Source organism: Ignavibacteriota bacterium, from assembly GCA_013285405.1.
Taxonomy (GTDB): domain Bacteria; phylum Bacteroidota; class Ignavibacteria; order Ignavibacteriales; family Ignavibacteriaceae; genus IGN2.
Genome location: CP053446.1, coordinates 2,791,798 through 2,804,677, shown reverse-complemented (window position 1 = coordinate 2,804,677; position 12,880 = coordinate 2,791,798). Strand labels below are relative to the sequence as shown.

8 protein-coding genes and 1 tRNA gene are annotated in these 12,880 nt (G+C 35.7%); 2 read left to right on the top strand and 7 right to left on the bottom strand.

What is annotated here, in order from left to right; genetic code table 11:
* Positions 1-251 precede the first annotated feature (251 nt).
* The 4 genes from HND39_12260 to HND39_12245 form a co-directional block, all read right to left on the bottom strand.
* Positions 252-431 (bottom strand): hypothetical protein, encoded by a 180-nt coding sequence (locus HND39_12260; GenBank protein ID QKJ96989.1) that lies wholly within the window; start codon positions 429-431, stop codon positions 252-254.
* A 1,314-nt stretch (positions 432-1,745) separates the two neighbouring features.
* Positions 1,746-1,818, bottom strand: a tRNA-Thr gene (locus HND39_12255).
* A 68-nt stretch (positions 1,819-1,886) separates the two neighbouring features.
* Entirely contained in the window at positions 1,887-2,483 is a 597-nt protein-coding gene (locus HND39_12250; protein ID QKJ96988.1) for a hypothetical protein, read from the bottom strand.
* 18 nt (positions 2,484-2,501) lie between these two features.
* Positions 2,502-3,824, bottom strand: coding sequence for an HlyC/CorC family transporter (locus HND39_12245; GenBank protein QKJ96987.1), 1,323 nt, complete (start codon positions 3,822-3,824; stop codon positions 2,502-2,504).
* A gap of 165 nt (positions 3,825-3,989) precedes the next feature.
* Between HND39_12245 and HND39_12240 the strand changes: the two genes are divergently transcribed.
* Positions 3,990-4,331 carry a DUF971 domain-containing protein gene (locus HND39_12240; GenBank protein ID QKJ96986.1) on the top strand — a complete coding sequence of 114 codons (342 nt, stop codon included), beginning with the start codon at positions 3,990-3,992 and terminating at the stop codon, positions 4,329-4,331.
* Complete coding sequence (locus HND39_12235; protein QKJ96985.1) at positions 4,328-5,089, top strand: RNA methyltransferase; 762 nt, start codon at positions 4,328-4,330, stop codon at positions 5,087-5,089. Before HND39_12240 ends, HND39_12235 begins: the two co-directional genes overlap by 4 nt.
* A 387-nt stretch (positions 5,090-5,476) precedes the next feature.
* Here the strand turns inward: HND39_12235 and HND39_12230 are convergent, their stop codons facing one another.
* The 3 genes from HND39_12230 to HND39_12220 all read right to left on the bottom strand — a co-directional run bounded on the left by HND39_12230 (position 5,477) and on the right by HND39_12220 (position 12,749).
* Complete coding sequence (locus HND39_12230) at positions 5,477-9,310, bottom strand: T9SS type A sorting domain-containing protein (GenBank protein ID QKJ96984.1); 3,834 nt, start codon at positions 9,308-9,310, stop codon at positions 5,477-5,479.
* 170 nt (positions 9,311-9,480) lie between these two features.
* Complete coding sequence (locus HND39_12225; protein ID QKJ96983.1) at positions 9,481-10,806, bottom strand: T9SS type A sorting domain-containing protein; 1,326 nt, start codon at positions 10,804-10,806, stop codon at positions 9,481-9,483.
* 5 nt (positions 10,807-10,811) lie between these two features.
* The gene (locus HND39_12220) at positions 10,812-12,749 is read right to left on the bottom strand and encodes a hypothetical protein (GenBank protein ID QKJ96982.1); all 1,938 of its coding nucleotides are present in this window, start codon (positions 12,747-12,749) and stop codon (positions 10,812-10,814) included.
* Positions 12,750-12,880 lie beyond the last annotated feature (131 nt).

Below are 12,880 nucleotides of genomic sequence, written 5' to 3'. Positions count from 1 at the left end.
GCACTTTCTTTTATCATTCCAAGTGAGGCAAATTAAGATTGGAGTATAAATGAAACTTGCTATGATTCTTTGCTTAGTATTTCTGGAAACAACTTATGTTGGTTCCGGTGTGGGTGCAAGCCTAATCATTTTTGCATTAAGCTAAAAAATACTTAAGATATTAATATCCGACCACCAAAAACTTTATCAGTTTTTGTGGTCGGTATTTCATTGCAAATAATCTACAAACACTAATAAACTGCATCAAAGCATTATCTTTTAACAACACCCTGCGGTCTCAATTTAACAAGTGGTTTGAATAGATCTAATTCCGCTTCAATGACTTCATCAATATTTTTATAGGCAAGTGGAGATTCACTCAGATCAAATAGTTCACCTCCTTTTAATTTATTTCCCAGGTATGGATTAAGCCGGGAGAAGACACAAACCAATTATTCATAAAACAATTTCTGGTATTTTCTAATTTGAAATTAAAAAACCCTCTCGTCCTGAGAGGGTTTCTAAGAGCTGGTGAACGGATTCTCCCAAAGGGATTCCTCCGGAAGAACCGCCAAGAGATTTCGTTTACAATTTAAAAAAAATAACCCCGAAAACTTTTTTTATTTTCGAGGTTTTGAGAGCTGGTGAACGGAATCTCCCAAAGGGATTCCTTCGGAAGAACCGCCAAGAGATTTCGTTTACAATTTAAAAAAAAATAACCTCGAAAACTTTTTTTATTTTCGAGGTTTTGGGAGCTGGTGAACGGATTCTCCCAAAGGGATTCCTTCGGAAGAACCGCCAAGAGATTTCGTTTACAATTTAAAAAATAACCTCGAAAACTTTTTTTATTTTCGAGGTTTTGGGAGCTGGTGAACGGATTCTCCCAAAGGGATTCCTCCGGAAGAACCGCCAAGAGATTTCGTTTACAATTTAAAAAAAATAACCCCGAAAACTTTTTTTATTTTCGAGGTTTTGAGAGCTGGTGAACGGAATCTCCCAAAGGGATTCCTTCGGAAGAACCGCCAAGAGATTTCGTTTACAATTTAAAAAAAAATAACCTCGAAAACTTTTTTTATTTTCGAGGTTTTGAGAGCTGGTGAACGGATTCTCCCAAAGGGATTCCTTCGGAAGAACCGCCGAATGGTTATGTTTACCAATTAAAATAAAAACCCCGAAAACTTTTTTTATTTTCGAGGTTTTGGGAGCTGGTGAACGGATTCTCCCAAAGGGATTCCTCCGGAAGAACCGCCAAGAGATTTCGTTTACAATTTAAAAAAAATAACCTCGAAAACTTTTTTTATTTTCGAGGTTTTGGGAGCTGGTGAACGGATTCTCCCAAAGGGATTCCTCCGGAAGAACCGCCAAGAGATTTCGTTTACAATTTAAAAAAAATAACCTCGAAAACTTTTTTTATTTTCGAGGTTTTGAGAGCTGGTGAACGGATTCTCCCATAGGGATTCCTTCGGAAGAACCGCCGAATGGTTATGTTTACCAATTAAAATAAAAACCCCGAAAACTTTTTTTATTTTCGAGGTTTTGAGAGCTGGTGAACGGATTCTCCCATAGGGATTCCTTCGGAAGAACCGCCGACTGGTTATATTTACCAATTAAAATAAAAAACCCCGAAAACTTTTTTGTTTTCGAGGTTTTGGGAGCTGGTGAACGGATTCTCCCAAAGGGATTCCTCCGGAAGAACCGCCAAGAGATTTCGTTTACAATTTAAAAAAAATAACCTCGAAAACTTTTTTTATTTTCGAGGTTTTGAGAGCTGGTGAACGGATTCGAACCGCCGACCGGCTGATTACAAATCAGCTGCTCTACCAGCTGAGCTACACCAGCTTATTTTTTGTGTGCCAAAAATATCATTTTCTACTAATCTAAACAAGAATAAATCTCTGTAATATTTTTTATTTATCGAGAACAGTTAGTTCTTCGACCCAGAACAACTCGCAGCTTCCACCACCTGTATCATCTCTTTTCATCGAACTTTTCCATCGCCAGCCATCAGTTGTTGTTATCTCAACAAGAAATCCTTTCATTTCAATTAAACTTCCCTTGTAAACATTATCAAATTTTTCTTCAACAATTTCATCTTTCGGAATAATGTGAACGTTTGCACTATTCAAACTAATTTCTCTTGACGGAATCGGTAAAGCTTCAGCATTCCAATGATACCATCTATTGCTTTGTGAAATATCAATTTCATCAATTATTTTTTGATCAGACATTGAGCCCCAACCAAGTGCTAAGTCGAATGGAGATATTTCGCTTTCTTTGCCTGTAGAAAAATTATTCCGGCTAAGTACCCGGGCTTTTAATTTGTACTCTGCTAAGGCTTTAAAATTGAATCCATCTTTACTCCACACTTTTGCTTCAAGAAAATTAACCTGCTGTGGCTGATCCGGTGCTGTAATACCTGCCGGATAGGTAATAGTTTTTTCCGGATAGAATACGAATACAAGAACCGAAACTATTAATACTGTCAGTATAAGAAATTTTTTCATCGAATATTATTTATCAATTTATTTTTCTTTGAACTCTTTGACTTCAGAATAAATTTTGAACTGCACCATCTTCTGCCTGATCTTTTTTATCAATTCAAATTTTACATTTTCGTATTCAACTGTTTCGTTCAAGCTTAAAATTTTACCTGATTGCTCTGCAATAAATCCGGCAATTGTATTGTACTCGTCAGACTCAGGAAGAGAAAGATTAAACACTTCATTAAAATCTGTAATCTGCATTGAACCAAGAACAAAATATTTGTTATCAGGAAATTTATAATATTCTTTTTGTTCTGTGATTGAATCGTTCTTTATTTCGCCGACTATTTCTTCAAGAATATCTTCAATGGTAATAACACCTTCAGTTCCGCCATATTCATCAGATACAATTGCAAGTCTTTCGCCGCGCTGCTGCATCTCTGTAAGAATTTCAGAGATCAATTTTGTTTCAGGAATAAAATAAGCCGGTCGTATTAAATTTTTTATGGAAGAGATTGAACCTGATTCAATCAGAAGTTTTATTACATCTTTACTATGTAGTATTCCAACAATATTGTCAATTGAATCTTCATAAACCGGAATTAGTGTGTGACCTTTTAAAATTATTCCTTTCAATAATGTTTCATCAGATTCATTAATATCTATTGAAATCATTTCAGTACGGGGAACCATTACTTCACCGGCTTTCAAATCATTAAATTCGATTATGTTCTGAATTATTTCTTCCTCCTTCTCATCTATCGCTCCCGATTTAACTCCGTCAGCAATTATATCCAGTATTTCATCTTCAGATGGTTTTGTCTGCGCAAAGTTTGTTCTTTCTTTGAAAGGAAGAAGAATGATATCACTAATTTTATTCAAAAGTCTTGCAGGAACAATGAATAACTTCGACACCGGGATAAGTGTAACTACAAATATTCTTCCCAAAAAATTCGAATACTTGAATCCTAGTGCTTTTGGAATCAGATAGCTGAATATTGTCAGCAGAGAAGCAATCGTTACAATCGTTAAAACAAAAGAAATAATTAAACGAAATGAATTATCATAAAAACCTACTGTTGGCTCCGTAATATCGGGGTTAATCAGTTTAGCACTAAGAAGAAATCCAAATACTACTGATGAAATAATAAATATTAAATACAATAAGTGAATTGTTCCGTAATAAGGTTCGGGGTTTTTGTGAACTATCTGGAATTTTTGCCAGATATTATCTCCTCTTTCTTTAAGTTCATCTATTTTGTTCTCACCGAAAGATGACAGCGCAATCTCTCCGGCTGTAATCAATCCGGCAAAGAAAACTGAAATGATAAAAACGACTAATTCAACTATGTATAAACTCATTTTTTTATCGAATCGGGATGATGATCATCTTCAATGAAGATTAGAATATATTCATTTTTCACGGTTAAAGATAAATAAGCTGTGATTAATAATATAAGACTAATTGAATGCTAATCTCTATTTGGTTAAAATTGATTGTTCAAAAATGATAGTTTCGGAGAAATAATGATACCAAGAACAATTAAACTGAAAGATAAATCCTTTCTTGAAATATTGTGGGAAGATGAAAGCATTAGCTTGATTGATCTTAAATATTTAAGAGATGAATGTCCATGTGCAACCTGTAAAGGCGAAACAGTGCTTCTTAAAACATATCGTTCACCGGTAAAAAAAATGATAACACCCGAAATGTATTTGATTAAGAATATTGAGGTGGTCGGTGAGTACGCTATCCAGATTACATGGAAAGACGGACATAATACAGGTATTTATACTTATGAATATTTACAGGAATTAGACAAAGGTCAGGCATCCGAAAAGAAGCAGGACTATGATACTCTTCTATGATCTCCAAAAATGAACTCCAATATTATTCTTCGCTTCTGACAAAAAAGCATCGCAAATCTGAAAAGAAATTTATTGTTGAAGGAAAGAAATCTGTATCAGAAGGATTAAACAGCAGTTATAATTGTGAAATCATTTTCATCACTCACAAGTTTGCTGATGAGGATGACGATGTAATTTCAGAATTAAGCAATGTCAGAACGAAAATTATTTCGTTAAAACAAAAAGAGTTTGAAAAAATTTCGGATACAAAAACTCCACAAGGGATTGCAGCGGTATTTGCAAAATCTGAACTGGAATTTTCACCGGAATTACTTTCAAATGAAAAATTAATTGTGATGCTCGATAATATTTCCGACCCCGGCAATCTTGGAACAATTTTGAGAACTTGTGATTGGTTCGGAGTAAAAAATATTTTGTTAAGTGACAACATAGTTGACTTCACAAATCCAAAAGTTATCCGCTCATCAATGGGTTCTGTTTTTCACGTTAATATTTTTGAAAATATTTTAGCCGATCATCTGACTTCACTTAAAGCAGCAGGGTGTGAAATTTTGTGCGCGGATATTGAAGGCGAAAATGTTTTTACTTACAAAAGTGATAGACAAAAAATTTTAATACTTTCGAGTGAATCTCACGGACCATCAAAAGAGTTTGAGAAAATCAGTGATAAAAAAATCTGTATCCCAAAAATCGGGGACGCAGAATCGCTGAATGTTGCTTCAGCATCTGCTGTACTGCTCGCCCAGTTGACAAAATAAAAAAGGCGATCGATGACCGCCTTTATCCGAAAAGACTCCTTTAATATTTTACTTCTAATATTTTACCTCTCATTACACACGACTCAAGTCCTCTGTAACGTTTGCACAGTTCAGGAGAACTCTGCTGCGCGAGAATTCATTTCTCAACTCGTAACTCAGGTCTCCAGACCTGAGGAATTGTTTGCTCAACTCAGTTTACGATTTCTGATTTTATCAGATTGAAGTGATAAAGCTCATTATGGCAATCATAATGGCAAAACCAACAAGGAAAAATATCGTACTATAAGTAATGTTTAATATTTTTTCTTTCTTCTTTATCTGTTGATATGTTCTCTTCATATACATTTCCACGAATTTATTTTAATTAAAAATTTTCCGTCATTTTTGTTATTTGAGCAGTATCATCTTTTTCACCTGAACGAACTCACTGCTCTCTAAACGATAAATGTAAGTTCCGCTCGGAAGGTCTGACGCATCAACTACGATTTTATGATATCCGATTTCAAAAGTCCCGTTAGCTAAAGTTTTTACCAGTTCACCGAGCATATTGTATAAATTAATTTTTAGCTGCGCTGCCTGCGGCAATGAAAATCTGATTGTAGTAGTTGGGTTAAATGGATTTGGATAGTTTTGTGACAGATCATATTGTGTCGGGACTACCTCGACTTCAACAATATCTGAATATTCAAATTGACCATCTGTATCTATTTGCTTCAGCCTGTATTGAAATTTACTTCCGTTAGCAAACAGGTCTTTATCCGTGTAGTTGTACTCCTTTGGTGAATTTGAGTTACCGTGTCCTTCGATGAATTTAATGAAATTCCATTCTCCTTCATTTATTCTTCGTTCGACATTGAAACCAAAATTATTTACTTCAGTTTTGGTTTGCCAATTTAAAAGAATTGTTTTCCCCGAAGCTTTTGCAGTGAACGACTCAAGTTCAACAGGCAAAGCAGATGGATCTTTTGCGAAAGTAAAATCCGAAAAGGAAGTAATACCGGAAACAGATATTGATCCACCATCATTACTGCCGCCTGGTACGCGTGAAGAAATATTTGGGAACGACCAGCTGCCAGCATCATACTTACCTACAACCATAGCTGCTTCATCATTTGCTTCAACAAAAGTAACACCATTAAAATCTTCAGGCTGATAACCAAAAGTTATGTTCGCAGTTGTAAATGTAAGACTATTATCTTTGGTAATCCTCCAGAAACGATTCAATGCTTCAGAAGAATCAACTGTGTTTGGGTGGTTATTCTGATAAACTTCAACTATTAATTTGCCGGGTGAAGTTACACTACTGAAATCAATTGTAACCGGCGAAGGACCGTTCTGAGTTCCCATCGAGAAAGTGGTTATGAGATTATCCGGTGAATCTCCTCCATTTGGACCTGGTGAAAGCGGTATATATTTAACTAATCCACCATTGATAAATCCACCACTGCTGTTGAAAACAGCATTCGTATCTAAAATAACATAAAAGGTATCATACGTAATTGTCTGAATATTTCCGTTCAACAAATTGAGAGATTCTTTTATTTTCATATCGTTCTGGAGATGCACTCCGCCGGGATTATTAATTCTAATATTCTGAAAAACCTCCCGACTATCGAAAATACCACTACCTCCAAATGGTGGTGTAACAAATGTCAGATAATGCCCGCTGTTTATATTAATTGTACCTCCCAATTCCCACTGCCAAAGATTATATTCTATAAATAACGGTGCATCGGAGGAACCGTAAGAGAAGTTTGTTGTTCCACCTCCCATCATAAATGAAGCAGTATTCACTGAATCACTGTTCTGAAATGTCAGTATTCCATCATACATCCATAAATCACCATCTATATTCCACACACCGCTTGTTCTGTCAATAGCTTTCCCTGGTGAGTAAAAAGTAAAATCCTTGCAATTAAAGCTTCCCATTGCTGGTATTGAAGGACCTATATGTGTATAGCTATTATCAGTAAATGGAGAAGAATTATAGATTGAAGATTGATAATACCATACCAGATCGTTTGCAATCCCCGAAGGATTAATATTCGATGGAACTCGTGAAGAAATTGAAACAGTGTTTGTGATGAATCCAAGCCAATTATAATATTCTAAAGGAATATTAGACTGATTTGTTGAAACAGGTAAGCTCGATAATGGGATTGCAAATTCAAAAACATTATTTGGATCGCTGTAATTTTTTACAAAACTATTAGTAGCACTATTAATTAGGCCCCATCCTCCAAACTGATTAGCATATTTATATTCATCATAACTTGGTTTTATATACGCAAAAAAATCAGCTCTGAAAGGAAGATTGGAGTTAATTCCTTCTTCAGGTGAACCGGTAATCGTTCCTAAATCATTGTCAGGGTAATTAACCGGGTAAATGCCTGAATTATCCAGATAAAAATTTATAGCCTCAGAACTGTTTGTATAATTACTAATACCGATATAGAAAAAATAATCATCAGATTTCATATACCATGTTTTGCCATCACTTGTAATCATATTCTGTCCTTCGATATGAAAACCATACTCATCGTTATCAATTAATCCATCAATGGTACTTTGTAAACCAATTGAAAATTCACCTGTACCTGAAAAAGAAGTAACGTACTCACCAGTATTATAATCATAGTCCGTCCAGGGCGTTAAATCAGTAAATTGACCACGACCAGGTGTAAGGCGATGAAAAATACCTATACCACTGTTACCCGGATATATTATTCCACTGCTATCCGGCAAATCAACAATTTTAATTCTTATGTTGCCTGCAATCTGATCGTCTGGAATTCCCTTTTGTTGAATTATCCAGCGATGATTAGCAATTGGAAGTATCGAACCATCAGCGTTTACCGGTTTATTTTCATAACAAAAAACATTAAATACACCTGTAAGACCACTACCAGAATTAAGTTCAATACTAATTGATGTTGAATCATTTAAGGTATTGAATTCTAAAAACCCTGTCCCATGAGTATGAGGACTTTGAACACCACTGTACAAACCTTCAGCGTAAGCACCGAACCATCTCATAAGACCGTACACGGTACCAACAAATAAATCTGTACCGGAAAGTGCAAGGGCTTCACACCTCCCAACATTACTGCTGAGAGAATTCCAAGTCGTTCCGTTCCATTGAGCAGTATATGTAAAAGTTGAATTGTATGGGCTGTAAAAGTATCCACCAGCATATAAATCATCACCTGAGACTGCTAATGATCTTACCGAAAAATCCGGATACTCATTTGTTATTAAGCCAGTGCCTAATGCATCCCAACCGGAAAAACTCGACAAATCAAAACGCGCAATCGCATCAGCATTTGGATGCCCATCAGCATTTGTGAAAGCACCGCCTATATATAAATTATTATCTGAAACGGCAATTGCATATACTTTGTTATTTAAACTACCTCCAAGGCTGCCCCAATCAGTGCCATCATACATTGCAAAATAATCAGCTGTTGCATCGCTGGAAGAAGTGAAAGCTCCTCCCACAAAAACTGAGGATCCGTAAGGACAAAGCGCATAAACAGAACCATCTAATTGCCCCATTGGATCCCAGGAAGTGCCGTTCCATTCGACAATATAATCTGCTTCAAAATTTCCTCCGGCACTTGTAAAATCTCCACCAACGAAAACGTTATTATTGCTAATTGCTATTGCATAAACAACATCATTTAATCCGGTTCCAAGTGCATTCCAACTACTTCCGTCCCAGCGGGCGATATAATCTGCATTTAAATTTCCGCCTGCATCAGTAAATTCGCCTCCAACATAAACATCATTTCCTGAAACTGCTATTGCGTGCACGGTGTTGTTTAATCCTGTTCCAAGTGATTGCCATGTATTGTTTTTCTGATTATAACGAACAATATGGTCAGCATTTGCATCTGCTATCGCATCAACGAAACTTCCTCCAACAAAAACATCAGAACCCGATACTGCAATTGCCCGAACATTATAATCCGGACCGGCTGCAGAAAAACCAAGATTTCCATCCCAGCTAAAAGGTGTACCGATTGGGGCATCATTAAACGATTGAATTTGGTTGGTAATTTCTTTTTTATAATCCTGAGAAATAATACTTCCGTCTGCGCGTAATAGTAATTTACCATCAGGTGTAATTATCATCTGTTTATCTTTATAAGATTTTTGCTGTGCAAAAGATAATCCGGCTATAAAGATTAGAACAACAGGAATTGTAAATCTTAATTTCATTCTTCTTTTCTCCTATATATTTATATTTGATTAGAGTGAACTGATTATTTCAAGCGTTATCATCATAACTGATAAGCCGACAATAAACACGATAATGGTTGCGACAAATGAGACAATTCTCTCTCTTCTTTATTTGATTATACGTTTTTTCCATTTTTATTTATTCCTTTCTATTTGATAAGAATCATTTTTTTAACCTCAACGAAGTCGCTGCTTTCCAGACGATAAATGTAAGTTCCGCTTGAGAGTTTACTTGCATCGAACATTATTTTATAATATCCGGCTTGATACATTCCATCTGCTATTGTTGCAACAAGTTCACCAAGTGTATTGTATATGTTTATTTTTAATTGAGTTTGTTTGGGTACTGAAAACTGAATCGTTGTAGTTGGATTAAACGGATTAGGATAGTTCTGTTCAAGAGTATATTCTTTGGGTAATATATCTTTTGTTACATTCAATTTATTTACCAGCGGATTTGTTATCTCCAAACTTTCGCCCGATTTCAATACAGAGTTGATATTTTTTCCAGTTTCATCCTGAAATCTTAAATCAATGTTTTCTACTCTTACCGTTAAAGGATATGTTACTCCGGACATATCTATTGTTTTCGTTGAACTGTTTATATCTTCTGCTATTCTTCCGCTTCCATATCTTATGTCAAACATTCCCGATGGCGGTGATGGCGGAAGTTCATATTGCGCTAAGTCAACTCTATTCCCTTTATCTGGTGAGTCTTCTTTAATTGCATACAAAGTATAATGCCTGCCTTCCGCATCTGTCAGAAGTATCTTTCCCCAGCTATCAGGGAAAAATTCTTTTTGTTTGTCCTCTTTTGACAATGACTCAGGTATTATTATCTGACCTGCACCCGTCAGCTTTATCCAGTAACCATATCCCGGATCGAGTGTTGTTGCAACTGAATATCCACTTGAATATTTATAAATTGGTCCGCTCTGTAATCCAGGTGGATTGGTTGACACAAGTGAAGCTGTTACACTCAATTCATATCCGCCAATCATATTCCATCCTGCTGCTGCTGTTACAGGATCGTGTGTAACTATTTGTATTCCTCCTGCAGGCCATTCATCTCCTGTGTTGTATGTTCTGTTTCCTGCGTGTTTCATCCAGTATCCAATTCCCGGTGTTACGTCTGTTACTGTTTGATAACCAGTTGCGTACTTAAATACGTTTGCAGACAAATCTCTGAATGCCCACCAGGTATCCACGTTCTGGTTAATCGGATGCAAACCTGGTACAGATACCATATTCCAGCCATTTGAAACAGCAACAGTCAATTGAAATGTTTGCTGAAGGGATTGACCACACTGCGTTCCATTTCCTGTAACTGTGCCTTGAATATTTCCATAAACACCTGCACAAACATCAGAGCCAGTGCCAATGTCTAATACCGACCCGGTACCTATTACTATGCTCTGAGCAAAAACTATTTCTGTTAAAAACAACGCTATGATTAAATAATGTATTGTTTTCATTTTATTCACTTTTCACTTTCTATTGAACTAAATTTTATTTTTTCTTCAGAATTTTTTTCTCTAAGAATATTTATCTGATTGATAAGTTCAGATTTCAGCTCTTGTAAATCAGTAAATTCTTTCTTTAATGATTGAAGATTTTCAACTTCTGATTTTAATATTTCATTTTCTTCATTAAGCTTTGCTATCTCAAAATCCTTTTCTTCTTTCAATTCCTGTATGGCTTTTATCATCGGTGCAAGCAAATCGTTATAACGTAATTCATACATTCCTTCATCAGTGACATTCAACAAACCTGTATTTTCAATTCCTTCCTCTTCTAAAATCTGCTCTACTTCCTGAGCGATCAAACCATATTCAGTTTTTTGATTTTCATCATTCTTTCTTGTGTAGGAAACAGGATTGAGTTCTGATATGAAGTTGAGTCCTAGGTTTGTTGGTTGAACATTCTCCTTCCATCTTCTGTCACTTGTCACGGTCCAAGATACCTGGATACCAGCATAATTTATTGAAGAGTTACCAATCCGAACCTGATTACTTCCGGTATTGCTCGGAACTTGAGCATCATAGCCGATTGTTATATTGTTGTTACCAGATGTGATATTATAACCGGCAAAATAACCAACGGAAGTATTTCCATCACCAGTTGTTTTATTGAACAATGACTCTGTACCGACCGCTGTATTTCCTACGCCTTCACTGAATCTTAGAGAATTCCATCCAAAAGCTGAATTAGAATATCCACTTGTATTTGCATACAAAGCGTTAAATCCGAATGCTGAGTTATAATCACTCAAATTATTTTGTAGTGCAAAAGTTCCAAATGCCGAATTATTGTGACCAATTGCATTTGAAACCAAAGAATTAAATCCAAATGCAGAATTGCCTATTCCAGTGGTGTTTGAATACAAAGAAGCGCCTCCAAAGGCAGAGTTATTATTACCACTTGAGTTTGTGAAAAGGGAGTTAGAACCAACCGCAGTATTATCATTTGCAGTAGTATTGTTTGCTAAGGCTCCTTGCCCAATGGCAGTATTAAAAAACCCAGTTGAATTTGATTGAAGTGCAATATATCCGAAAGCTGAATTTCCATTACCGGTTGTATTACTTAAAAGCGATAAATAACCGAAAGCTGAATTTCCAATACCGGTTGTATTCAGTTTCAAAGACTCAAATCCAAAAGCAGAATTACTTGCACCAGTTGAATTTGTAAGAAGTGATGATGAACCAAAAGCAGAATTAAATGAACCTGTTGTATTTGACGCTAATGTATTAAAACCAAACGCTGAGTTTTCACTGCCAGTACTATTTAAATATAGAGAAGCAGCTCCAACAGATGTATTATGTTCTCCTGTTGTATTATATGCTAAAGAATTAGACCCAATTGCAGTATTATCGTTAGCTGTTGTGTTATTTAATAAAGCTCCTTGACCAACTGCGGTATTGAAAACTCCGGTAGTATTTGAAAATAATGCATTTAATCCCAATGCAGAGTTACCATACCCACTTGTATTATTATAGAGCGAATAAGTACCAACTGTTGTATTCCAATAGCCTGTTGTCAAATTTTGAAGTGCTTCATTACCAACTGCAGTGTTGTAACTTGACTCCCCAGCGGTACCGCTCATAGTAAAGTTTCCTGCATTCAGACCTATAAAAGTATTATATCCATCGCTTCCAAATGCCTGGTAATTGTGTATGAATCTTATCCCGCCTTTTGTAATTACACCATAATTAATTCCTGAATTCGGATAACCACCAAGCTCAAAATTTCTGAACAAAGAGAGATTACCTGTTGCCTGATTAAGATTTAAATAATCTGTTGAACTGTCTTTGACTTTAAAATTTCCATTTGGTGCAAGTGTGTTTGTTATGTCCTGTGCGTTGGATATAAAGTTTACAAGCACAAAAATTATTACGACTGTTGAAAGAATGTTTTTCATTTTACCTCCGTTTAATTCAGAATAATTAATATTAATTTTATTCTTGCTTTCAGAATGAGCTAACAATGCCAAGCACTATCATCATAGTTGCAAAGTCAATAATTAAGAAGATTACCATCATCACAAGCTTT

What these genes read in the sequence shown, in the direction of transcription:
- HND39_12250 (QKJ96988.1), bottom strand. Translation starts at nt 2,483, where the DNA reads ATGAAAAAATTTCTTATACTGACAGTATTAATAGTTTCGGTTCTTGTA.
- HND39_12245 (QKJ96987.1), bottom strand. Translation starts at nt 3,824, where the DNA reads ATGAGTTTATACATAGTTGAATTAGTCGTTTTTATCATTTCAGTTTTC.
- HND39_12240 (QKJ96986.1), top strand. Translation starts at nt 3,990, where the DNA reads ATGATACCAAGAACAATTAAACTGAAAGATAAATCCTTTCTTGAAATA.
- HND39_12235 (QKJ96985.1), top strand. Translation starts at nt 4,328, where the DNA reads ATGATCTCCAAAAATGAACTCCAATATTATTCTTCGCTTCTGACAAAA.
- HND39_12230 (QKJ96984.1), bottom strand. Translation starts at nt 9,310, where the DNA reads ATGAAATTAAGATTTACAATTCCTGTTGTTCTAATCTTTATAGCCGGA.
- HND39_12225 (QKJ96983.1), bottom strand. Translation starts at nt 10,806, where the DNA reads ATGAAAACAATACATTATTTAATCATAGCGTTGTTTTTAACAGAAATA.
- HND39_12220 (QKJ96982.1), bottom strand. Translation starts at nt 12,749, where the DNA reads ATGAAAAACATTCTTTCAACAGTCGTAATAATTTTTGTGCTTGTAAAC.